This is a genomic window from Micromonospora sp. NPDC049204 (assembly GCF_040647935.1).
Classification (GTDB): domain Bacteria; phylum Actinomycetota; class Actinomycetes; order Mycobacteriales; family Micromonosporaceae; genus Micromonospora.
This window is the reverse complement of the sequence record NZ_JBEZDC010000010.1, coordinates 64318-87220: the sequence shown is the minus strand read 5'-3', so window position 1 is coordinate 87220 and position 22903 is coordinate 64318. Positions and strand designations below refer to the sequence as shown.

The window sequence follows — 22903 nt, the reverse complement described above, 5'->3', positions numbered from 1 at the left end:
CCCCGCTCGCACGCTCCCGGAGCTACGACCAGGCTCCGGCCGCCGCGGCCCGAGCGGCGTAGCTGTCGAAGTCGAGCGGATCACGTCCGAGAACCCGACGCACCCCGTCGGCCGGCTCGGCGAGATGTCCCGCCCGCATCCCGGCGAACAGGGCGTTCAGCGCCGTGGCGGTCTCCTCCGGGTAACCCTCGGCGAGCAGTTCGGCCTGGTACTGCTCCGCCGTGAGCTCCACGTAGCGCATCGAACGCCCGGACTCCCTGGCGATCGTCGCCACCGCCTCGGCGAAGGTGAGCGCACGCGGACCGGACAGGTCGTACACCTGTTCGTGGTGACCGGGTGACGTCAGGAGCGTCGCGGCCACGTCGGCGATGTCCTGGGCATCGACGAACGGTTCCGGGGTGTCACCGATCGGCAGGGCCAGCCGACCGTCGAGCAGCGGTTGGCGAAACAGGTCCTCGCTGAAGTTCTGGCTGAAGTTGTTCGGCCGGATGATCGTCCACCGGACGCCGGACTTCCGCACCGCCTCCTCCGCGGCGACCATGCCCGGGGAGAAGTCGCTGACCCGGTCGATCCCGCGCCCGGACAGCGCCACGAAACGGCCGACACCCGAGTCGACCGCCTGCGCCACGAAGCCGGGGGCCAACGCGGGGTCCTCCGGAGCCAGCAGGTAGACCGCCGAGACCCCGTCCAGGGCCGGTCCCCAGGTGGCCTGCCGCGACCAGTCGAAGCGCACCTCACCGGAGCGGGAGGCGGCCCGGACCTGCTGACCCGCCGCCCGCAGCGTCCGCACCAGCCGGCGACCGGTCTTGCCGGTCCCGGCCAGCACGAGGATCGAACCCGCGTCTGTCGTCATGGCTACCAGCCAACTCGGCCACCGCGCACCGGTCCATGTGCTGTCGTACGCCGCGCATGTCCGATCGTCCAAGCCCGGTCGTCGGCGACCTATCGTCGATGTCATGGACCCGTTCGACAGTCTGCTGCGGGGCGTGCACGCCGAAGGTGCGGCCTTCGGCCGGTCGGTGCTGACTCCGCCGGGAGCGCTGCGGTTCACCGACGGCGCCCCACTGACGCTCTGTGTGCCCATGCGCGGCGAGGGGTGGATCTCCCACCCCGAGAGCGACAAGCCTCGCCTGGTCCGGGTCGGGGAGGCCGCCACCGTGCGCGGCCCGGCGCCGTTCGTCTTCTCCGCCGAGCCACGGTCGAGCTTCGAGCCGGGGGAGCTGCGGGACGTGCGGCGCGGTCACACCGGCACGTCCGCGCCGGCAGGCACGGATCCCGCCGACCGTCTGGTGCTGCTGGTCGGGGTGTACCACGTGCGCGCTCTGGTGCCCCAGCGACTGCTGAGCGCGCTGCCGCCGGTGCTTGTCGTCCCGGACGACCAGGACTGTGCCGCGCTACGCGACTACCTGGACGCGCAGCTCGACGCGGGTCGGCCCGGCCGGCAGGTCGTGCTGGACCGTCTCCTGGACTGGTTGTTGGTGTGCACGGTGCGGGACTGGTTCGACCAGCCGGAGGCCGAGGCTCCCGGCTGGTACCGGGCGTTGGGCGACGACACCGTCGGTCCGGTGCTGCGCGCCATGCACGACGCGCCGGGCCGGCCGTGGACGCTGGCCAGCCTGGCCGCGCAGGCGGGAGTCTCCCGGTCCACACTGGCCACGCGGTTCACCGCGTTGGTCGGCGAACCGCCGCTGACCTACCTGACCGACTGGCGCATGACCCTGGCGGCCGACATGCTTGCCGACTCCACGGCGACGGTCGCCGCCGTGGCGAGACACCTCGGGTACGCGGACGCCTTCGGCTTCAGCGCCGCCTTCAAGCGGGTGCACGGGATGAGCCCGAGCGCGGCGCGGAGCCGGTCGTCGAATGGTCGTAAAACGAACTAACTACTGTCATCTGCCGTCAACTCGTCGACGATAGCGTCCGGTCGCCAGTTTCTCGACAGGTCGCACAAAAGGCGGAGTTATGGGCACGGTAGATCGACGTACCTTCCTCAAGGCGATGGGCGCACCCGCGATTGGCGCGGCGCTCCCGCTGGACCTCAGCAAGGCACTCGCCATCCCGGCGAACAACCGGACCGGCTCGATCAAGGACGTCGAGCACGTCATCATCCTGATGCAGGAGAACCGCTCCTTCGACCACTACTTCGGCACCATGCGCGGCGTACGCGGGTTCGGTGACCCCCATCCGGCGACACTGCCGTCCGGCAAGGACGTCTGGCACCAACCCAACGGCGACGACGAGTTGCTGCCGTTCCGCCCCGAGGTGAAGGATCTCGGTCAGACCTTCCTGCCGGACCCGCCGCACGGCTGGAACGACGGCCACGCCGCCTGGAACGACGGCCGGTTCGACGGGTGGGTGCCGAACAAGGGCGTCACGGCGATGACCTACCACACCCGCCAGGACCTGCCCTACCACTACGCGCTCGCCGACGCGTTTACCGTCTGCGACAGCTATCACTGCTCGCTGATGGGGCCGACCGACCCGAACCGCTATCACCTGTGGAGCGGCTGGGTCGGCAACGACGGCAAGGGCGGCGGCCCGGTCATCACCAACGCGGAGGCCGGCTACGACTGGTCGACGTACCCGGAGCGGCTGGAGCGCAACGGCATCTCCTGGAAGATCTACCAGGACGTCGGCACCGGCCTCAACGCCGCCGGGTCGTGGGGCTGGACGAACGACCCGTACATCGGCAACTACGGCGACAACTCGCTGCTCTACTTCCACCAGTACCAGAACGCGCAGCCCGGCACGCCGCTGGCCGAGAAGGCGAAGACCGGCACGGAGATCAGGACCCAGGGTCGCGACCCGGAGGCGCTGCTCGCCGACTTCCGCGCCGACGTCGAGGCGGGACGCCTGCCGGAGGTCTCCTGGATCACCGCGCCCGAGGCGTACACCGAGCACCCGAACTGGGGGCCGGCCTTCGGCGCCTGGTACATCTCGCAGGTCATCGACATCCTCGCCTCGAACCCCGAGGTGTGGAGCAAGATGGCGCTCTTCGTCACGTACGACGAGGAGGGCGGCTTCTTCGACCACGTGGTCCCGCCGACACCCCCGCAGACCCGCGAGCACGGGCAGTCGACGGTCCCCACCACCAACGAGATCTTCCCAGGCGACGCCGACCACCCGGCCGGGCCGTACGGCCTCGGTATCCGGGTGCCGATGGTCATCGTCTCGCCGTGGACGCGGGGCGGCTACGTGAACTCGCAGCTCTTCGACCACACCTCACTGATCAAGTTCCTGGAGGCGCGGTTCGGGCACGGCCGCCCGGACCTGATCGAGCAGAACATCACCCCGTGGCGGCGCGCCGTCGTCGGTGACCTGACCACGGCCTTCGACTTCCGGCACCCGAACCGCTCGCGCGAGGTCAGGTTGCCCGACACCGACGACTTCAAGCCCGAGGAGCTGATCCGGCACCCCGACGAGGTGCCGGTCCCGCCGGCCGACCAGCGGCTACCGAAGCAGGAACACGGGGTACGTCCGGCGCGCGCGATCCCGTACACCCTGCACGCCGACGCCCGGGTCGACGACGGCGCGCTCCGGATCGACTTCCGCAACTCCGGCAGGGTCGCCGCGGTCTTCCAGGTCCGCCAGGCCGGCAGCGCGGACGCCCCGCGCAGCTACACCGTCGAGCCGGGCAAGCACCTGACCGACACCTGGCCGGTCGAGTCGTCCTACGACCTTTCGGTGCACGGCCCGAACGGGTTCTTCCGCCGGTTCACCGACGGCCGGTCCCACCTCGACGTCACCCCCGCCTACGACGAGCGGGACTACAAGCTCGCCCTCACCCTCAAGAACCGCGGGTCGAAGCGGGTCGAGGTGACCGTCCGGGACGGATACAACTCCCGCCCGGTGAAGCTGTCCCTGCGCCCCGGCGAGACCGAGCGCGCGACGTGGGCGCTCGCCCGCACCCACGGCTGGTACGACCTGACGGTCTCCGTCGCGGGCGACGTCGACTTCGCGTACCGCTGCGCGGGTCATGTCGAAAACGGCAAGGACAGCATCAGCGACCCGGCGCTCGGCGGGCTCGTCTGAGCGTTCGTCCCGCCGACATCCGAGCGCCCTGGAACAGCCGGGCAATGTGGTGACGAGCGTGATGACTGTGCGGCATCAAGATGCCTGTGAGTCATCACGCTCACCACCGCGTCCGATCCCTCAGACGTCACGTTCCGTGGTCCAGGCCGAGCGTAGTGGGGGCGATCAGAACTCCTCGTACACCGCCGGGTCCTGGTCCGCGAGCCGCCCGTCCGGGCGGCCCAGCGCGGTGATGGCCTCGACCTGCGCGTCGGTGAGCTTGATGTCGAAGACGTCCAGGTTCTCGACCTGCCGCTGCGGGGAAGCGGCCTTGGGCAGCGGAATCACCTGACGGGCCACGTGCCAGGCGAGGATCGTCTGTGCCGGGCTGACACCGTGCGCGGTCGCGATTTCCACGACGACGGGATGCTCCTGCAGGTCGTTGCCGTGGCCGAGCGGGCTCCAACCCTGCACCAAAATCCCGTGCTCCCGGTGGTAGTCGATCGCCTCCTGCTGCGGAAAGTACGGGTGCACCTCGATCTGGTTGACCACCGGGGCGACCCCGGTCTCGGCCACCAGCCGCTCGATGTGCTCCGGCAGGAAGTTGGACAGCCCGATGTGCCGGACCAGGCCACGCTCGCGCGCCTCGATCAGCGCCCGCCACGCCTGCACGTACAGGTCGGTCTTGGGGTTCGGCCAGTGGATGAGGTACAGGTCGACGTGGTCGAGACCGGTGCGGAACGCACTCTCCTCAATGGTGGTCAGCGCCTCGTCGTAGCGGTGGTGCCGCCCCGGCAGCTTCGAGGTGACGACCAGCTCGTTCCGCACCTCACTGGCCGACCGGGCGGCCCGGCCGACCGCGCCCTCGTTCTCGTAGTTCACCGCCGAGTCGATCAACCGGTAACCCGCCCGGATCGCCTGCCCGATCGCGTCGACACCGGCCGAGCCGTTCAGTCGGTACGTGCCGAGCCCGATCGCCGGCAGGGTCGTCCCGTCAGCTGCCGTGAGGTGGGGAATCGTCATGATTGGGACCCTACCCGCACGAGATGCGGGGCGACGGTGGCTCGATGTCGAGCACACGCGACGGGACGAGCACCCCGGGCGGCGCAGAAGACGGCGGGATTCAGCAGACGTGCGTCCGCCAACTCACCTTCGTCACGGTCATGGGAACGTAGAAGAATCCGTCACCAGGAGGAGCACAGTCCGTGCCGGTGAAGGTCCTCCCTTGGGTGGTGAACGACCAGCTAATCTCGGCGTTCCGGTTCGTGTAGTTGTAGTAGTTGAAACCCGTGATGTTGCCGCTCCACTCCGTGGTGGTCACCAGGGACGGAGTCGCCGTCGGAACCCCGTTCGGGTGATCCCAGTGGGGCCAGACGCAGAATGTGCCCGGCTGGCAATTCCCGGGCGGGTAGACGCCGGCCCCCGACTGGGGTGCCGCCGAGGCAGGGGGTGCAACAGCCAGCACACCTGCGATGACCCCGGCGATGGCGAAGGGTTTCAACAGCACAGCTACCCACTTCCATTGATGGGAATGAATTAACTTACGCTACCGCGGGAAAGTTGCACCGTCAAGAACCGGCCGCCGGCGGACCCGGCCGCCTCCGAGCGCCCCCGCGGCGCGGATGGCAGGCGACCAGTTCGCAGCCAGCCCTGCGTTCGGGACGCTCAGCGACAGCGCTCAGCGGCAGGTTGCTTGACACGGGGAACATAATCGATGCAAGTAAATCTCTCCCTGAGCTGATCGAGCTCCGGTCCCGTCCCTGAACACCGCTAGGAAGGGAAGCCCATGCGCAGATTTACCAGCCGAATCGCTGCGGGTCTCGCCGCCGCCTTGATCACCACACTGGCCGTGACGATGCCGGCGTCGCCCGCAGCCGCTGCCGAGACGCTCAAGGTTCCCGACACCGGCCTCGTCTTCTACCAGGCCTACACGCAGATCATCGTCGGCAGGCAGGCCACGCCCGACGGTATCTGCCGCCCGGTCCCGGCCGAGGCGATCTGGGCGATCGGCTGGAACGGCTTCGGATCCGTCTCTGGCTACCGGACCTCCGACTGCACCGGCGCTGCGTCCGAGCTCAACAACTTCCACAGCTGGCCGTACGAGGGCTACTACCTCTCCTACCGGGCGGGTTGACCAGCGTTCCCGGTGGTCGATCGCGCGAACTGAACTCTGTGCCGAGATGAAGAGACGTGCGGGTGTCACTCCCGGGTAGGCGTCCTCGCCGACGAGGCGGAGCTCCCCCGCTGACCGGCGGCGATGCTGAGGCTGGTCAGCATCTCTGCGGCGAACTCGGTACCGCGCCGACTTGCCGTGGCCGAACAGAGAAGTCGCGTTCTTGACTGAGGCGTTGATCCGATTCGGGTGTCTGGTTGGCTGGCCGGATTACGCCAGGGACGAGGGGAGCGCACATGGTTGCGGCACACGAGACGACGCTGCGGGAGTTGCTCGAAGGCGCGAAGCAGTATCGGGTGCCGCTGTACCAACGGACCTACTCGTGGACGGACTCACAACTCAGACGACTCTGGGACGACATCCGTAAGTTGGCCGAGGAGCGAGTCGAAAACCAGAACCTCACGCACTTCATCGGCTCGCTTGTGCTCGCGCCCAGCCCCACCCTAGGCCCGGCGGTCTCCGAATTCCTTGTGGTGGATGGTCAGCAACGTCTCACCACCCTGTCCATTCTGCTCTGCGCCATCCGCGACCACCGCGCCACACATGAGGGTCCAGACCACCGAGACCGCATCAACCAGGAATACCTGATCAACAAGTACAAGCCGACTCATCGGTTGAAGCTCGTTCCCACCCAGGCCGACCGCACCGCCTACGAGGCCTGCCTCGAAGCGACGCCTCAGGCCGGCGGCAGCGACCAGGTGGGTGCGGCGTACCGGTTCTTCGCGGCCCAACTCGTCGCCGTCGACGACCCGGACGACCCGCTGGATATCGAACGCATTGAGGACGCGGTCATCTCGGGGATGGCGCTGGTCTCGGTTGTTGCGCAGTCCGGCGACAACGTCTATCGGATCTTCGAGTCGCTCAACAACACCGGCCTGAAACTCACACAGGCTGACCTGCTGCGCAACTACCTGTTCATGCGCCTGCCCAACCGTGGCGAGGCAGTCTACGACTCGCTGTGGTTCCCCCTGCAGAAGCAGTTGGACGCCGGGGAAATGGAACAGTTGTTCTGGCTCGACATGGTGCACCGCAACCCCGAGGTCAAACAGACCGACACCTACGTCGGGCAGCAGGCGAGGCTGAACGGCCTGCACACCGAGGCGGAGATCGAAGCCGAGGTGCGCCGATTCTGCCGCCTCGGCGCCCTCCTGCGGATCATCCTGCATCCCGAGGAGGAGCCGGACCCGGAGGTACGGCGGCGGTTGGCCCGGCTCAACGCCTGGGACACCACCACCGTCCTGCCGCTCCTGCTGCACCTGCTGGACCGCCGCAAGCAGGGAACGGCGACGTCGGAGCAGATTGCCTCGGCGATGCTGTACGTCGAGAGCTACTTCATTCGCCGTCTGCTCATCGGTCGCGCCACCGCGAGCATCAACCGGGTCCTGCTGCGCATCGTGACCGACATGCGTAAGGATCTGCCCGTCGACGAGGCGGTCCGGGCGTTCTTGTCGGTGGGCCGCAAGTACTACGCCACCGACGTCAGCCTGCGCGAGGCGGTACGGTCCATCCCGTTCTACCTCAACGGGCGGGCGACCCAGCGCAAGTTGGTGCTTCAGTGGCTGGAGGAGTCGTACGGCAGCAAGGAGCCGGTCGCGCCGCAGTCGCTCACCATCGAACACGTCATGCCGCAGAGCCCGACCGCGGAGTGGCGGCAGATGCTGAGCGAGGACCTGCAGGGCGAAGAGAGCTTCGCCGAGGTGCACGAGGCCCTTGTGCACACGTTGGGCAACCTCACCCTGACCGGCTACAACTCGGAACTGAGCAACAGCTCTTTCCTTGTCAAGCGGACCCAACTCGGCAAGAGTGGGATCGCGCTCAGCCGGGAGATCGCCGACCAGAAGCGTTGGGGACGCCCCGAGATCCACGCGCGCGCCGACGGGCTCGCCGAACGGATCATCGCCACCTGGCCCGGGCCCACCGAGGAGGCGGGCAACAAGTCCGAGGTGCCCTGGGACGTCATGAACACGGCGCTCGCCGCGCTGCCCGCCGGCTCGTGGACCGCGTACGGTGATCTGGCCGCGCTGATCGGCAGTCACCCTGTCTCTGTCGGTGCCCGGCTCGCCCACCATGCCGCACCGAACGCACACCGGGTGCTCCAGGCCGAGGGCGTGCTAGCCCCGAACTTCCGCTGGCTTGAGCCGTCCCGCACCGACGACCCGCACGACCTGCTGCGCGAGGAGGGTGTCGACTTCGACACGTACGGTCGGGCCAGCCAGGCTCAGCGGATCGGTGTCGAGGAACTGGCCCAACTTGCCGGGATGCCGCAGCAGGACGGGCCCGGCCAACTCCTGCGTCCACGGTCCCGACATAACAATCCGCTGGACGACCGCTTCCTCGAACAGCTGAGGGACCTTCAGCATGCGCAGGTCGCGCACGGCACGGTCGCGGTGCTCGAAGCCTGGGCCGGGATGGGCGGCATGTTGTTCTATGGCACCGGCGGCGAGACCTCGTGCTTCCTCATGGCGCGTGGCAAGGACCACGAGCTGGGCAACATCTGGCCCGCGACGATCTACCCGAGCGGTAAGTTCGAGATAGTGTTCCAGCACCTGAGCACCCGGCCACCGTTCGACGACATCGAGTTGCGGAAGCAATTCCGCGAGCGGTTGAACGAGTTGGAGGGCGTGAATATCGCGGCAGCCAAGCTCGCGCTCCGCCCCGGGTTCCCTCTGGACATCCTCGTCAACGTCAAGGCTCGCGAGGCGCTCATCGAGCATCTCCGCTGGTTCTACGGGCAGGCCGTACAACCAGAGGCCTGACCCGCGGCCTATCCCCGCTGTTCGTGGCCCGGGGGCCATGGCACGGGCAGTGCCTTGGCGAAGGGGGGTGACTCGTGGAGTGGTCAGCTCCGTCCCTTTCTCTGCAGTGCGACAGCCTGGCCGAAGGAGCTGACAGAGATCGCGGCCGACGTCGAGTTGGGCTCTGACGCGGCCTCGCCTGTGAAAGCTGGCGCGAAGAGGGGATCCCCCCAGGCGGCCAAGGTGGCCGCTAGGCTGGCCCCCCTGGTCTGCCCACCTGGAGAAACGCCATGTCCGACAGCGTCTTCGCGCAGTTCACCGCCGACGACGACCAGCTCGAGGTCGGGCTGCTCGTGCAGCCGGCGATCAACGCCGCCCTGGTGCACAACCGGGTGCCGCTGGTCCGTCACCTCACGCTCGTCAACCGAGGCGTGGTGCCGCTGACCGACGTCACACTGACGCTGGAACTGCGTGGCCCGGACGGCGCGCTGACCGAGCCGTGGGTACGGACGCTGACCCAGCCGTTGCGGCCCGGGGCCAGCACCAGCTGGGACGACTTCCGCGACTTCACACCCGACCGCACGCTGCTGTACCGCACCGACGAGGCGTTCCCGGTCGACTACACCCTCCAGGTGCAGGCGCAGGAGCAGGCACTGACGCTTGTCGCCCCGTCCAGGGTGTTGGCGCACAACGAGTGGTTCAACACCCCCGCCCTGTACGACAGCCTGGCGGCGTTCGTGCAGCCGAACACCAAGGCCGTCGAGGCGGTCCTGCGGGCCGCTGCCCAGCTCCTGCTCGCACGGACCGGCTCCGGCTCGTTGCAGGGCTACCAGGAGGGTTCGGAGCGGGCGGCGCTGATCGCCGGCGCGGTGTACGAGGCGCTGCGCCAACTCGAGATCACCTACCAGACCCTGCCGGCGTCCTTCGAGAACACCGGCCAGAAGGTGCGCACGACGGCGGCGGTGCTCGACGGTCGGCTCGGCAACTGCCTCGACCTGTCCGTCACGTACGCCGCGTGTCTGGAGGCGGCGGGGCTGCACCCGCTCGTCTTCATCGGCGCGGGGCACGCCTTCGGCGGTTTCCTGCTGGAGGAGGAGCGGCTGGGCTCGGCCGCGGTGACCGAAACCAACCTGCTGGTTTCCATGGTGGACTCGGGCCGGGCCGTGCCGGTCGAGCTGACCCGCATCGGGCCGGGCGCGCAGTCGGCGACCTTCACCGAGGCGGTACGCGTCGGGCTCGGCCACTTCCGCGGCGACGGCGAGCGCGTGCAGGGCGTCGTCGACGTGCACCTGGCCCATCGCTCGGGGATCCGCCCCCTGCCCGCCGCGGTAGACAGCGAGGCGACGCCGAAGACAGCCGAGGCGACGCCCGCGACAACAGCGTCCCTCGACCTGCCTCCCGGCGTCGCCGCCGCGCGGCTGCGCCAGTTCGCCGACGAGGGCGAGGAGGTGCCGCAGCAGTCCGACGGGTCGCCGGCGCGCGTCCAGCAGTGGAAGAAGTCGCTGCTCGACCTGAGCCTGCGTAATCCGCTGCTCAACCTGCCCAAGCGGGGCCGTGGTCTGGACCTGCACGTGCCGGCGGGTGCGTTGGCCCTGCTCGACGACCTCATCCACGACGGCCGCCAGGTGCAGGTCATCCCGCAGGACGCCATCAGTCACGTCCACGAGTTGGCCGGGACGCGTCGGGCGCAGGACCTCGACGCCGAGATCCTCACCCGGGAGCTGCGTACCGACCGGCGGGTCTACGGCGCGGTCACCGACGCCCGCTACAAGACCGCGATGCGCGCGCTGCAACGCGAGGCGCGCACGATGGAGCAGGAGACCGGCAGCAACTACCTCTACCTGACCATCGGCACCCTGGTGCACACGAAGACGACCGGGGGAGAGGCGTACGCGCCGCTGTTCCTCCTGCCGGTGCGCATCGAGGGCGGCAGCGGCCGTCGCCCGTACGCGATGGTCATCGACGGCACCGAGGTCGCCAGTCCGAACCACTGCCTGGTCGAGTGGTTGCGGGTCAGGCACAGCGTGCGGATCCCGGAGCTGGAGCGACCGGTCCTCGACGAGCACGGCATCGACATCGCCAAGACCCTCGCGGCGATCAACGCCGGGCTGCTCGACAACCGGCTCAACTACCGCATCGACGAGACCGCCAGCCTTCGACTGTTGCAGTTCTCCACCTTCCAGATGTGGCGGGACCTCACCGACCACTGGCCCCGCTTTCTGGAGAACCCGGTCGTCCGGCACCTGGTCGAGTCCTCCGGCGCCACGTTCGACGATCCTGCCCGCCCGGAGCACGACGTCGAGATCGCCGTCGACGAGGCCGACCTGCACCTGCCCATCCCCGCCGACGGGTCGCAGATGCAGGCCATCGTGCGCGCCGAGCGCGGCCACTCCTTCGTCCTGGAGGGTCCGCCGGGCACCGGCAAGTCCCAGACCATCACCAACATGATCGCCCAGGCGGTCGGCGCGGGCCGGTCGGTGCTCTTCGTCGCCGAGAAGCAGGCCGCACTGGAGGTGGTGAAGCGCCGCCTCAAGCAGGTCGGCCTCGGGCCGTTCGCGCTGGACCTGCACGGGCGTAAGCAGTCCCTCAACGCGATCCGCCAGCAGTTGCGCGACGCACTGGACCAGTACGACCAGGGCGGCGACGGCACGTGGACGGCCGTCGAGACGGCCTACCGGACGCGGCTCGCGCCACTGGCCGACTACCCGGCCCAGGTGCACACCGCCAACCCCGTCGGGCTGTCGCTCTGGTCGGCCTACGAGCAGACCCTGGCGTACGGCGACGGCCCGGTCGCCCCGATCCCGGTGGCCTACCTGCACGCACCCGCCCCGGCACGCGTACAGGTCGAGACGACCCTGCGGGAGTTCCCGGCGGCCGCACGATCGGCGCGACTCCGGGCGGCGCACCCGTGGGCGCTCAGCGGCTGCCGCACTCTCGACGGGCTGCACGGCGACGCGGTCACCGAGATCGCCGGTGAGCTCGAACGCCTCCGTGCCGACCTCGCCGCCCACCCGCACCTGGTCGAGCTGCTGCGGACGTTGCCCGCCCCGGAAACGGTGAGCGAGCTACAGGCGGGCGCCTGGCTCGCCGTACGCGGACTGCTGCCGGACCGGCAGACCACCCTGCACGCCGGCGACCGACGGTGGGACGAGGCGGTGGCCCGGCTCCAGGCGGACCTGGCGGCCTTCCGGCAGGGCTTCGCCGGTGAGCTGGCCACCTTCCGGCCGGACGTGTTCGCTCGACCGGAGCTGGCCGCCTGGCACGCGGCGGCCCAGGAGGCGGCGAAGAAGCTGTTCGGCAAGCGCAAGCGGCGGCAGGCCGTCGCGGATCTGCTGGCGGTGCACCTGGTCGCCGGTGCGACGCTCGACGTGGATCGGGTGGAGGTCACCACCGGTCGGCTGGTCGCCGCCCAGGCGCAGGCGGCGGCCCTCCACCAGCATGTCGGCGCGGTGGGCGGGCTGCGGCTGTCGCGGTGGCAGCCCACCGACCCCGCCGCGCAGGAGCGGCTGACCGAGGCGATCGAGGCGACCCGGGTGGGCCGCACGCTCCTGACCCGGCACCCGCGAGCCTGGGAGCTGTTCGACGGCGGGTGCACCGATGCCGACGCGGTGGTGCTCGACCGCTTCGCCTCGCGGTGGCGGGCCTGGCGCGGGGTGTTGCGCTCCGGTGCGGCCGAGCTGGCCCGGTGGGCCGCCGGTGCGCACTGGGTGGACGCCTGGCAGCGCGACGGCGCGACCTGGCTGCACGAGTTGCGGAGCGAGGAGTTGTTCCCGCTGCGCCGGTGGGCGACCGTCCTGGCCCACGCCGACGTGCTCGCCTCCGCCGGTCTCACCGACTATCGGGACCAACTGCTGCGTGCCGAGGTGCCCGCGCGTCTCGCCGAGGAGGTCTACCGGCGGGGAGTCGCGACGGCATCCCTCGCCGAGCGGGTCCGGGCCGGCGGCCTGCAGTACTTCGACGCGGAACTGCACGACGACGAGATCAGCCAGTTCGAGGCGGCCGCCGGTGAGCTGCGGTCCGCGCTGCCCACGCAGCTGCCGTCGGTGCTGGTCCGTCGCCGCCCCTTCAGTCCGACCGACCGGCGGGGTCGCTTCGCCGACTTCGCCGCGGAGCTTCGCCGCAAGCGCGGCGGGCGGTCCTTCCGGGAACTGTTCGAGCAGTACCCGGACGCGGTGCTCGCACTGACCCCGTGCGTGCTGGTCAGCCCCGCGTCGGCGGCGAACTTCCTGGCACCGGGGAGCCAACGTTTCGACCTGGTCATCTTCGACGAGGCCTCGCAGATTCGCGTGGCGGAGGCGATCGGCGCGATGGGTCGGGGCAGCGCCGTGGTGGTGGTCGGCGACTCCCGGCAGATGCCACCGAGCAGCATCATGCAGGCCAGCCACAGCCCGGACGACGTCGACGAGGGTGACGGTCCCGTGCCGGAGGACCTGGAGAGCATTCTCAGCGAGGCCGTCGAGTCGGGACTGCCGCAACGGTGGCTCTCCTGGCACTACCGCAGTCACGACGAGTCACTCATCGCCTTCTCCAACCGCTACTACTACGACAACAAACTGTCCAGCCTCCCGTCGCCCGGTGCCGCCAGCGAGGCGGGCGTCAGCTGGCGGCGCGTCGCCGGCCGGTACGACCGGGGCGGATCCCGCACCAACGAGGTCGAGGCGCGGGCGATCCTCGGGGACATCACCCGGCGGCTGCACGACCCGGCGACCGCCACCCAGTCCGTCGGCGTGGTCACCTTCAACATCCAGCAGCGCGACCTCATCCTCAACCTGCTGGAGGAGAGCGCCGATCCGATCATCCGCGAGCACCTGTCCGGCGCGGTCGCGGAGCCGATCTTCGTGAAGAACCTGGAGAACGTGCAGGGCGACGAGCGGGACGTCGTCCTGTTCTCCCTGGCTTTCTCCACCAGCCCGGAGACCGGTCAGCTTCCGCTGAACTTCGGCCCGCTGAGCCAGGCTGGCGGCGAACGGCGGCTCAACGTGGCCATCACCCGCGCCCGCCGCCAGGTCGTCCTCTACTCGTCCTTCGACCCGTCCGACATCGACCTGTCCCGCACGTCCGCGCTGGGCACCCAGCACCTGCGCGCGTACTGCGAGATGGCCGCCGCCGGCGCGGAGCGCCTGGGCGACCTCGCCACCGACCGCACCGAGCGGCGCAGTCGGATCCGCGACGAGGTGGCCGCGGCGCTGCGCGACCGCGGCCACGAGGTCCGTACCTCGCACGGCCTTTCCGACTTCACCGTGGACATCGCGGTACGCCGACCAGGCGCACCACGGTGGCAGGTCGCCGTCATGCTCGACGGCCCGGACTGGAGCGCACGCCCGACGGTGGCCGACCGGGACTCGGCGCCCGCGCTCCTGCGCTCGATCATGGGCTGGCCGGAGGTCGTGCGGTTCTGGCTGCCGGCGTGGATCCACGACCGGTCGGCGCTGCTCGACCGGGTCGGCGAGGCGGTCACCCGGGCCGACGCGCCCGCGACCGCCGAACCGGAAACCGACTCGTCGGCGGCTGCCGCGCCGCCCGGGGCCATCGCGCTGCCGCAGCCGCGCTCCGAGGCGGACGTGGAGCCGCCGCACCCGACCGCGACGGCCGAGCTGCCCCAGCCGCGCCTCGCCGTGGACGACGAGCCCGCCCCGGATGTCTCGGCGCCGCCGGTCAACGCGCTCGCCGCCGCAGCCACCGCACCCGCGCCCACCGCACCCCAGGTCACGGCGGCCTCCGATGGGGACACCAGCACGGTGAGCCCGTTCGTGCCCTACGTGCCCACGCCGCTCGGCGACCAGGCCGACCTCGACCTCCTGGCCACCGACCGGCGGGTACGTGAGCTGATGCGGAACGCGCTCCGCGAGATCATCGAGGCGGAGGGACCCATCGAGCAGCACCGCCTCGCCCGCCTCGCCCTCGCCCGGTTCGGTTTCCTCCGGACCCGGGAGGACCGGCGTGTCGCCGTCCTGTCGCTCGTCGACTCCCGCCGCCTGCACGCTCACCCGACCGTGAGCCGGTACGCCTGGCCCGAGGACGCCGACCCGCGGACGTACCGCGCGTACCGGGTCACGCAGGCGAGCAACGACCGCGCGTTCGAGGAGGTGCCACCCGAGGAGGTGGCCAACGCCCTCGTGCACGTCCTCCAGGGCGTACCGAGCATGGACGAGGAGCGGTTGCTGCGCGCCGGCCTGGAACGGCTCGGCTACCGCCGCCGCACCGAAAAGATCGACAAACTGCTCCGGTACGGGCTGCACGTCGCCGTGACCAGCGGTCGCCTCCGCGTAGACCAGGACGGTCGCCTCACCCGCGCCTGACGAGGGTCACGACACGTTCAGCCGAGACCGTGCTCCTCCGGACGCGTGTTGAGGACCCCCTCGGAGCCGGGGGAGACGATCTCGATCACGAGGAGCACGTCGGCGACCGGCAGCCACACGCCGTCTGCCTGAGCCTTGCTCCAGACGACCAGGTCTGGAATCCGTCCACCGACGCCGCCGTCACGACCCGGTATGCGTAGCCCGACTGCTTGGGCGATGTGTTCCGCCGGGACACCGCCCTGGGCGAGCCACACCATGAGCCGGGTCGCGATGATCGCGTGGTTGGTCCCTCCCCACCGACGCCGTACGCGGTGGACGATTCACCGCCGCGTCGAGATCAGTTCGACAAGGATTGTCTCCGTGACGAGCGACGACACGCACCGGGGATGGAGCAGCCGAACCGCCTGGGAGGGGCGGTTCAACGCTCCGCTGCGCGCGTTCCTGCGTACCGAGACCGGGGGTGCCCGGCTGGTGCTGGTCGCCGCGGTGGTGGCTCTCGCGTGGACCAATCTGCACGTCCGGTCGTACGAGTCGCTCTGGAACACGTCGTTGTCGGTCCAGCTCGGCGACTGGTCCCTGTCACACGACCTGCGTACCTGGGTCAACAGCGGCCTCATGACCTTCTTCTTCCTGGTGGCCGGGTTGGAGTTGCGCCGCGAGTTCGACATCGGCGAGTTGCGGGAGCGGCGTCGACTGGCGTTGCCGATGCTGGCCGGCTTCGGCGGCATGCTCCTGCCGATCGGGATCTATCTCGCGATCAACTCCGGGCACACCACCGCCGCGGGTTGGGGGGCGGTGATGGCCACGGACACGGCGCTCGCGCTCGGCGCGCTGGCCGTCTTCGGGCCGCGCTTCTCCGACCGGCTGCGGGGTTTCCTGCTGACCGTCGCGGTCGTCGACGACGTGCTGGCCATCGTGGTGCTCGCGATCGCCTACCCGAAGCATCCTTCGCCGATGGCGCTGCTCGTCGCGGTGGGCATCTTCGCCGTCGTCCTGCTGGTACGGGGGAGCGGCGTGCGGTTCGGGCCGATCTACGCGCTGCTGGGGGTGGCGGCCTGGGTCGCCGTCTCGAAATCCGGTGTCGACCCGGTCGCGGTGGGTCTGGTGATGGGGTTGCTGACCTACGCCTATGCCCCCGGTCGCGGCGACCTGCAGCGGGCAACCGACCAGTTCCGCCTCTTCCGGGAACAGCCCACCCCGCAGCTCGCCCGGATGGCCCGAGCCGGGCTCACCTCGGCGGTGTCGCCGAACGAGCGGCTGCAGACTCTCTTCCATCCGTGGGCGAGCTATGTGGTCGTGCCGCTCTTCGCACTGGCGAACGCCGGAATCGTGGTCGACGGCGAGCTGCTGGCCCGGGCCGTGACCTCCCCGGTCACGCTCGGCGTCGTGGTCGCGTACGTCGTCGGCAAGCCGGCCGGGATCCTGACCACGTCGTGGCTGGTGGCCCGGCTGAGCGGCAACCGGTTCCGCCCGCCGGTGGGCTGGCTCGCCGTCGCGGGGGTCGGCACGGTCTCCGGCATCGGGTTCACCGTCGCCCTCCTGATCGCCACCCACGCGCTCAACGGTCCCGCCCTGGACGAGGCGAAACTCGGCATCCTCGTCGCGACGCTCGGCGCGTCCCTCGTCACCTGGCTGGTGTTCCGCTCGGCCGGGCGACTGTCGCCGGCACGGCGCACCCGGGCTCTGCTGGGCGTCACCGAGGGGATCGTCGACCTGATGCTGCCGGTCGACGAGCAGCGCGACCACATGCGGGGGCCGGTCGAGGCGCCGGTGACGGTCGTGGAGTACGGCGACTTCGAGTGCCCCTACTGCGGGCAGGCCGAGCCGGTGGTCCGGGAACTGCTGGCCGACTTCGCCAACATCCGGTACGTGTGGCGGCACCTGCCGCTCACCGACGTCCACTCACACGCCCAACTCGCGGCCGAGGCCGCCGAGGCGGCGGGGGCGCAGGGCGCGTTCTGGGAGATGCACGACCTGCTCCTCACGCACCAGCACGCACTCGACCCTGCCGACGTGCTCGGCTACGCCGTACAGCTCGGCCTGGACCCGGACCAGTTCCGGGAGCACATGGTGAAGCGGATGGGCGTCGACCGGGTCGCCGAGGACGTCGACTCCGCCGACCTCAGCGGCGTCACCGGCACCCCGACGTTCTTCATCAACGGCCGGCGGCACCACGGCGCGTACGACATGGCCGCGCTCTCCGCGGCGGTGAAGGGGGCGTTCGCCAGCGCGAAGCTCTGCCCCGAGTACCACCCTCGGCCTCCCGGGCGGCGCGAGGGCGGGCTGTCGGGCTGACCGCCCCGACAGCCCGCGCGCGCTCAGCCAGCGGGGAGAACCGCGAGCTGCCGGGCACGACGTCCCGCGATGGCCACGACGACCGCCAAGGCCAGTGCGATCAGGAAGAAGACGTCCGCGCCGGTGAAGGCCGCGTGGAAGCCGGCGGTCGGGTCGGTCGTCGCACTGGCCCGGGTGTACGCGATGGTCAGGACCGCGATGCCGAGCGAGCCGCCGAGCTGGTGGGCGACGTTTACCAGCCCGGATGCGGCGCCGGCGTCCTGCGGCTCGACCCCGACGACACCGCCCTGGGTCATCAGGATGATCGCGATGCCCTGACCGATTCCGATCACCAGAAGCGGCAGCAGCACGTCCGGGAAGTAGCTGGACTCGGTCGAGATCCGGGACAGCCACGCCATGCCGATCAGTGCGATGGCGAGAGACGCCACCAGCAGGATGGGACGGCCGAGCCGGTTCTGCAGGGGCCGGATGACGTAGACCATGGCGAAGAACATGCCGGTGATGGGCACGTACGCGAAGCCGGTCTGCAGGGCGCTGAGGTGCAGCACCTCTTGGAGGTACTGGCTGAGGAAGTAGAAGGTGGAGAAGGTCGCGCCGACGATGAGGATCCGCCCGGCGTACGCCCCGGAACGCTCCATGCTGCGGAAGAGCCGCAGCGGGGTGATGGGTTGCGGCGCCCGGTGCTCGATCAGCACGAAGGCGATCAGGAGGACGGCGCCGAGGCCCAGCGAGACCACGGTGGTGGGCGCACTCCAACCGGCTGCGGCGGCCTGGATGAAGCCGTACACGAGGGCGGTCATGCCGGCGGTGGAGGTCAGCGCGCCGCCGAGGTCGAAGGTGCCGGGGCGGCGTTCGGTCTCGACCAGGAACCGCGGGGCGAGGAGCGCGATGGCGATGCCGATCGGGACATTGACGAGCATTCCCCAGCGCCAGGACAGCAGGTCGGTGAAGACTCCACCGATCACGATCCCGACGCTGCCGCCGGCGCCGATGACCGCGCTGTAGAGGGCGATCACCTTGGCGCGGGCACCCGGCTCGGGGTGGTCGGCGACCAGCAGGGCGAGCGTGGAGGGCACCGCGAGCGCGGCGGCGAGCCCCTGCGCAACACGGGCGGTGATCAGCCAGCTTCCGTTCAGCGCGAGACCGGCGGCGAGGGATGCCGCGGTGAACAGGACGATCCCCACGACGAAGACGCGGCGGCGGCCGAGGAGGTCGCCGGCCCGGGCGCCGAGCAGGAGCAGGCCGCCGAATGCCAGCACGTAGGCGTTCTGCACCCAGGAGAGTCCGGACTGGGTGAAACCGAACTGCCGCTGCACGTGTGGCAGCGCGGTCGTGATGATCGAGGTGTCAAGCGTCATCATCAGCTGCGAGCCGAGGATGAGCGACAGGGCGATCCCGCGGCGGGAGGCGGGAGTCGGGGACATGGTCTGCCTTCTTTCGGGCTAGACTGATAGGCGACCTCCGGATAAGTGGAGGCGACTTATCACTATAGTGATAGGCGGCCTCCGTTTGCTGGCACTGGGAGACATCGGCACCGTGACGGCCCTCACCCACCTGCGCGTGGCCCGCCCACACCGGGCGGACGCGGCGCGCAACTACGACGCGATCCTCGCGGCGGCCCGTGTCGCCTTCGCTGAGCAGGGCGCCGACGCTCCCCTCGAGGAGATCGCCCGGCGCGCTGGCGTGGGCATCGCGACGCTCTACCGGAACTTCCCGACCCGCGAGGTGCTGATCGAGAACGTCTACGTCACCGAGGTCGAGGCGGTGTGCGAGGCGGCCGAAGACGTCGGCTCCCTGGCCCCCCGCGCCGCCCTGTACGCGTGGCTGCGGCGCTTCGTGGAATACATCGGAGCGAAGCAGCCCCTGGCCGCCGGCCTCAACCGGGAGTCCGCCGCGTACCAGGAGTGTCGGCGGGCGCTCTACGCGGCGGGCGGACCGCTGCTGGAGCGCGCGCAGCTGGCGCACGAGGTGCGTGCCGACGTGACGATCGACGACGTGATGCGGCTCTCCAGCGCCATCGCCTCCGGGCACTTCCCGCGCTCCGAGCAGCGCGACCACGTCCTCGTTGTCGCATTGGACGGGTTGAGCACGACGACCGGGTGACCTCGACGTCACGGTGACGGCGCAGACGTACAACTCCCAGGAGCACGCGGGGGAAGCGGCGCCGCGCGGGCCGCTTCCCCGTGACCCGGCGGTGTCACCGTCGTCAGTGGAATGCCCCGGCCCTGTTCACTGGGTGTTCCGGCGGGCGTCATGTCGGACAGTTGGGATCAAGGGAGCACACGCAACACCGTCTGCCCTCCGGAAGGTATCCCTCCATGTCGCAGTCACCCCGGACGCTGCCGCGTCGTCACTTCCTCGCCCTGGGAGGTGTCGCCGCCGGCGCGACGATCCTGGCGGCCGAGCCCGCCTCGGCGAACCCCGGCGCCTCGGGCGACCACCGCACGCTGCCCGGCTACGCGTTCACGCTCGGTGTCGCCTCTGGCGACCCGTCGCCCGACGGCGTCGTGCTCTGGACCCGACTGGCACCGGACCCGCTCGCCCTGGACGGCCTCGGGGGCATGCCCGACCGCGCCGTGAACGTGCGGTGGGAGGTGGCCGAGGACGAGAGGTTCCGCCGGGTGGTGCGGCACGGCGTGGAGCGGGCCACCGGCGACTGGGCGCACTCGGTGCACGCCGAGGTGCACGGCCTGCGGCCGGATCGCGTGTACTGGTACCGGTTCCGTGTCGCGGGCCAGGTCAGCCCGGTCGGTCGCACACGCACGGCCCCGCGGCCGGGTGCCGCTCTGCAATCGATGAGCTTCGCGTTCGCGAGCTGCCAGGCGTACACCGACGGCTTCTTCACCGCCTACGAGCACATGGCCCGGGAGGACCTGGACCTGGTGGTCCACCTCGGCGACTACATCTACGAGGGTGCCGGCGCCGGCACGATCGGCCGCCCGCACATCCCGGCGGCGGAGACGTTCTCGCTGACCGACTACCGGATCCGCTACTCGCAGTACAAACTCGACCCGGCACTCCAGGCGGCGCACCGGGCGGCGCCCTGGGTGGTCGCCCCGGACGATCACGACGTGGAGAACAACTGGGCCGGTGACCACTCGCAGCCGGACACCGAGCCGGACCAGGACCCCGCGGTGTTCCGGCTGCGCCGGGCCGCCGCCTACCAGGCGTACTACGAGAACCTGCCGCTGCGCCGCTCGTCCATGCCCAGGGGTCCGGAGATGCAGGTCTACCGACGCCTGACGTTCGGCGACCTGCTCCAGCTCGACGTGCTCGACACCCGGCGCTTCCGGGACCAGCAACTCACCGACCAGTCGTTGCGCTGGGACCCGAACCGGCAGATCCTCGGCGCCAAGCAGGAAGCCTGGCTGCTGGCGGGCCTCGGCGCGTCGCGCGCACGCTGGAACGTCCTCGGTAACCAGGTCTTCGCGATGGAGGCCGACCACACCGGCGGCCCAACCGAGACGTTCGGCATGGACACCTGGGACGGGTACGCGGCGGCGCGGCAGCGGCTCTTCGACGGTCTGGCGAAGCGGAACGTCGAGAACTTCCTCGTCGTCACCGGCGACGCGCACCGCAGCGTGGCCGCCGACCTCAAGCTGAACTTCGCCGACCCGGCCTCCCGCACGATCGGCACCGAGTTCCTCGGCACGTCGATCAGCTCGGGCGGCAACGGCACGGACATGGACGCGCTCGGGGTGACCTGGCTGGCCGAGAACCCGCACATGAAGTTCCACAACTCCCAGCGCGGATATCAGGTGGTCCACCTCGGCCGTCGCGAGATGCGCACCGACTACCGCGTCGTGCCGTACGTCGACGTGCCGGGCGCCCCGATCGCGACGCGGGCCAGTGTCTACGTGCAGAGCGGCCGGCCCGGGGTGGCGCACGTGTCGGCCTAGGACGGGGTGCGCCTGGTGGTTGGCCACCGAGCCGGGTCCGCGGCGTCGGTGTCCAACCGCCGGGCGCGGGACGGGCCGTGCACCCCCGGAGGGGTGCCACCTGATGAGGGCTTTTCGGGCTGTTGTCACACCCGCGCGGTGGGCCAGGACCCATGCTGCACGGGGGACAGGAGCCGCGATGGCCCGCAGCAGGGGCGTCCGAGCCCGAAGGGACCGATTATGTCCAACGCCAGCCGTGCCGATGGCGCAACGACACGGTCGGGTTCCACGTCCGGCGCCGTGCGGGTCACGTTCGCCTTCTGGATCACGCTGGTGGGCACGACCGTGCCGACTCCGCTCTACCCGCTCTACGAGATGGAGTTCGGCTTCGCCTCGCTCACCGTGACAGTGGTCTACGCCCTGTACGCGTTGGGCGTGGTCGTCGGCTTGCTGGTCTTCGGTCGGCTCTCCGACCAGATCGGCCGACGCCCGGTCATCCTCGTCGCGTTGCTGCTCTCGGTCGCCGCGGACGCCGTGTTCCTGGCCGCCGTGGACCTGGCGATGATCATTGTGGGTCGGATCCTGGCCGGTCTCTCCGCCGCGCTGATCATCGGCGCGGCGACCGCGGCGCTGGCCGAGTTGATCAGCCCTCGGCACCCGAAGCGCGCCGCGACCGTTTCGATCTTCGCGAACCTGGGCGGCCTCGCCACCGGCACCCTGCTGTCCGGGATCGTGGCGGACGTGGCGCCCGACCCGCTCCGGCTGCCCTGGGTGATCGTGCTGCTCCTGGCGGTCGCCGCGATCGTCGCGTTGCGCGGCGTACCGGAGACGGTGCGGGAGCGCTCGCCGGTGACGCTGCGGGTGCAACGGTTGCACGTGCCGGCGAACATCCGGGGCGCCTTCGTCCGCTCGGCGATCACCGCTGGCGCCGGGTTCGCCGCGCTCGGGGTGCTCACGTCGGTGAGCGGGCTGTTCCTCGGCATGGTCCTGCACGAGACCTCGCACACCCTGGCCGCGCTCGTGGTCTTCGTGGCGTTCGCCGGTGCGGCGTTCGGGCAGCTGCTGACCCGCGTCCTGTCCTCGCGCGCCGCGCTGGCCGGCGCCTGCGTCGGTCTGATCGTGGGGGCGGGCCTGCTCGCGTTCAGCATGTGGATGGCGCTGCTGGGGACGCTCGTCGTCAGCGCGGCGATCATCGGGGTCGCGTCCGGGGTGGCGGTCGGCGACGGGATCGCGACGATCACGATGAAGACCGAACCGCAGCACCGGGCCGAGGCGGTGTCGACCTTCTTCGCGATCCTGTTCGCCATGCTCGGCGTGCCCGCCGTCGGGGTGGGCCTGCTGATCCAGGGCACCGGTCTGCGTCCCGCCGCCGAGATCTTCAGCGCGGTGGTGGCGGTGCTCGCCCTGGTAGTCCTGCTCAGCCTCTTCCGCGGCGACCGGACCCGGCCCGCGCACTGAGCACCGCCGGGCCTGAGCCCGCGCACTGAGCACCGGGCGGGGCGGTGCGCGGGT

At 70.4% G+C, this 22903-nt stretch carries 13 protein-coding genes; 9 read left to right on the top strand and 4 right to left on the bottom strand.

What is annotated here, in order from left to right:
- Positions 1-22: 22 nt before the first annotated feature.
- On the bottom strand, positions 23-853 hold the full coding sequence (locus AB0A90_RS20225) for an NAD(P)H-binding protein (RefSeq protein WP_357249903.1): 831 nt from the start codon (positions 851-853) through the stop codon (positions 23-25).
- 103 nt (positions 854-956) lie between these two features.
- Between AB0A90_RS20225 and AB0A90_RS20220 the strand changes: the two genes are divergently transcribed.
- On the top strand, positions 957-1883 hold the full coding sequence (locus AB0A90_RS20220) for an AraC family transcriptional regulator (protein ID WP_357249900.1): 927 nt from the start codon (positions 957-959) through the stop codon (positions 1881-1883).
- Positions 1884-1962: 79 nt separating this feature from the next.
- Positions 1963-4032, top strand: coding sequence for a phosphocholine-specific phospholipase C (locus AB0A90_RS20215; protein WP_357249897.1), 2070 nt, complete (start codon positions 1963-1965; stop codon positions 4030-4032).
- Positions 4033-4197: 165 nt separating this feature from the next.
- Here AB0A90_RS20215 and AB0A90_RS20210 read toward each other — a convergent pair whose 3' ends face one another.
- The gene (locus AB0A90_RS20210; protein WP_357249894.1) at positions 4198-5034 is read right to left on the bottom strand and encodes an aldo/keto reductase; all 837 of its coding nucleotides are present in this window, start codon (positions 5032-5034) and stop codon (positions 4198-4200) included.
- A gap of 763 nt (positions 5035-5797) precedes the next feature.
- Here AB0A90_RS20210 and AB0A90_RS20205 point away from each other — a divergent pair.
- From AB0A90_RS20205 to AB0A90_RS20195, 3 genes are all read left to right on the top strand, one after another.
- A complete protein-coding gene (locus tag AB0A90_RS20205; RefSeq protein WP_357249892.1) occupies positions 5798-6145 on the top strand; it encodes a hypothetical protein in 348 nt (115 codons plus the stop codon).
- Positions 6146-6420: 275 nt separating this feature from the next.
- A complete protein-coding gene (locus tag AB0A90_RS20200; RefSeq protein ID WP_357249889.1) occupies positions 6421-8940 on the top strand; it encodes a DUF262 domain-containing protein in 2520 nt (839 codons plus the stop codon).
- Positions 8941-9209: 269 nt separating this feature from the next.
- Positions 9210-15218, top strand: coding sequence for a DUF4011 domain-containing protein (locus AB0A90_RS20195; protein ID WP_357249886.1), 6009 nt, complete (start codon positions 9210-9212; stop codon positions 15216-15218).
- A 17-nt stretch (positions 15219-15235) separates the two neighbouring features.
- On the opposite strand, the gene AB0A90_RS20190 is transcribed toward AB0A90_RS20195, so the two are convergent.
- Entirely contained in the window at positions 15236-15475 is a 240-nt protein-coding gene (locus tag AB0A90_RS20190; RefSeq protein WP_357249883.1) for a hypothetical protein, read from the bottom strand.
- A 103-nt stretch (positions 15476-15578) separates the two neighbouring features.
- Between AB0A90_RS20190 and nhaA the strand changes: the two genes are divergently transcribed.
- Positions 15579-17513: a Na+/H+ antiporter NhaA gene (gene nhaA, locus AB0A90_RS20185; RefSeq protein WP_357249880.1), complete on the top strand. Its 1935-nt coding sequence runs from the start codon at positions 15579-15581 to the stop codon at positions 17511-17513.
- A 23-nt stretch (positions 17514-17536) separates the two neighbouring features.
- Here nhaA and AB0A90_RS20180 read toward each other — a convergent pair whose 3' ends face one another.
- Positions 17537-18937, bottom strand: coding sequence for an MFS transporter (locus tag AB0A90_RS20180; protein WP_357249877.1), 1401 nt, complete (start codon positions 18935-18937; stop codon positions 17537-17539).
- Between the two features lie 112 nt (positions 18938-19049).
- Here AB0A90_RS20180 and AB0A90_RS20175 point away from each other — a divergent pair, with 112 nt between their 5' ends.
- The 3 genes from AB0A90_RS20175 to AB0A90_RS20165 all read left to right on the top strand — a co-directional run bounded on the left by AB0A90_RS20175 (position 19050) and on the right by AB0A90_RS20165 (position 22849).
- A complete protein-coding gene (locus AB0A90_RS20175; RefSeq protein WP_357249874.1) occupies positions 19050-19616 on the top strand; it encodes a helix-turn-helix domain-containing protein in 567 nt (188 codons plus the stop codon).
- A 215-nt stretch (positions 19617-19831) separates the two neighbouring features.
- A complete protein-coding gene (locus tag AB0A90_RS20170) occupies positions 19832-21412 on the top strand; it encodes an alkaline phosphatase D family protein (RefSeq protein ID WP_357249872.1) in 1581 nt (526 codons plus the stop codon).
- Between the two features lie 279 nt (positions 21413-21691).
- Positions 21692-22849 (top strand): MFS transporter, encoded by a 1158-nt coding sequence (locus AB0A90_RS20165; RefSeq protein ID WP_357249869.1) that lies wholly within the window; start codon positions 21692-21694, stop codon positions 22847-22849.
- The last annotated feature ends 54 nt before the right edge of the window (positions 22850-22903 follow it).

Coding starts and splice junctions, on each gene's coding strand:
- AB0A90_RS20225 (WP_357249903.1), bottom strand. CDS start 853: ATGACGACAGACGCGGGTTCGATCCTCGTGCTGGCCGGGACCGGCAAG.
- AB0A90_RS20220 (WP_357249900.1), top strand. CDS start 957: ATGGACCCGTTCGACAGTCTGCTGCGGGGCGTGCACGCCGAAGGTGCG.
- AB0A90_RS20215 (WP_357249897.1), top strand. CDS start 1,963: ATGGGCACGGTAGATCGACGTACCTTCCTCAAGGCGATGGGCGCACCC.
- AB0A90_RS20210 (WP_357249894.1), bottom strand. CDS start 5,034: ATGACGATTCCCCACCTCACGGCAGCTGACGGGACGACCCTGCCGGCG.
- AB0A90_RS20205 (WP_357249892.1), top strand. CDS start 5,798: ATGCGCAGATTTACCAGCCGAATCGCTGCGGGTCTCGCCGCCGCCTTG.
- AB0A90_RS20200 (WP_357249889.1), top strand. CDS start 6,421: ATGGTTGCGGCACACGAGACGACGCTGCGGGAGTTGCTCGAAGGCGCG.
- AB0A90_RS20195 (WP_357249886.1), top strand. CDS start 9,210: ATGTCCGACAGCGTCTTCGCGCAGTTCACCGCCGACGACGACCAGCTC.
- AB0A90_RS20190 (WP_357249883.1), bottom strand. CDS start 15,475: ATGGTGTGGCTCGCCCAGGGCGGTGTCCCGGCGGAACACATCGCCCAA.
- AB0A90_RS20180 (WP_357249877.1), bottom strand. CDS start 18,937: ATGTCCCCGACTCCCGCCTCCCGCCGCGGGATCGCCCTGTCGCTCATC.
- AB0A90_RS20170 (WP_357249872.1), top strand. CDS start 19,832: ATGTCGCAGTCACCCCGGACGCTGCCGCGTCGTCACTTCCTCGCCCTG.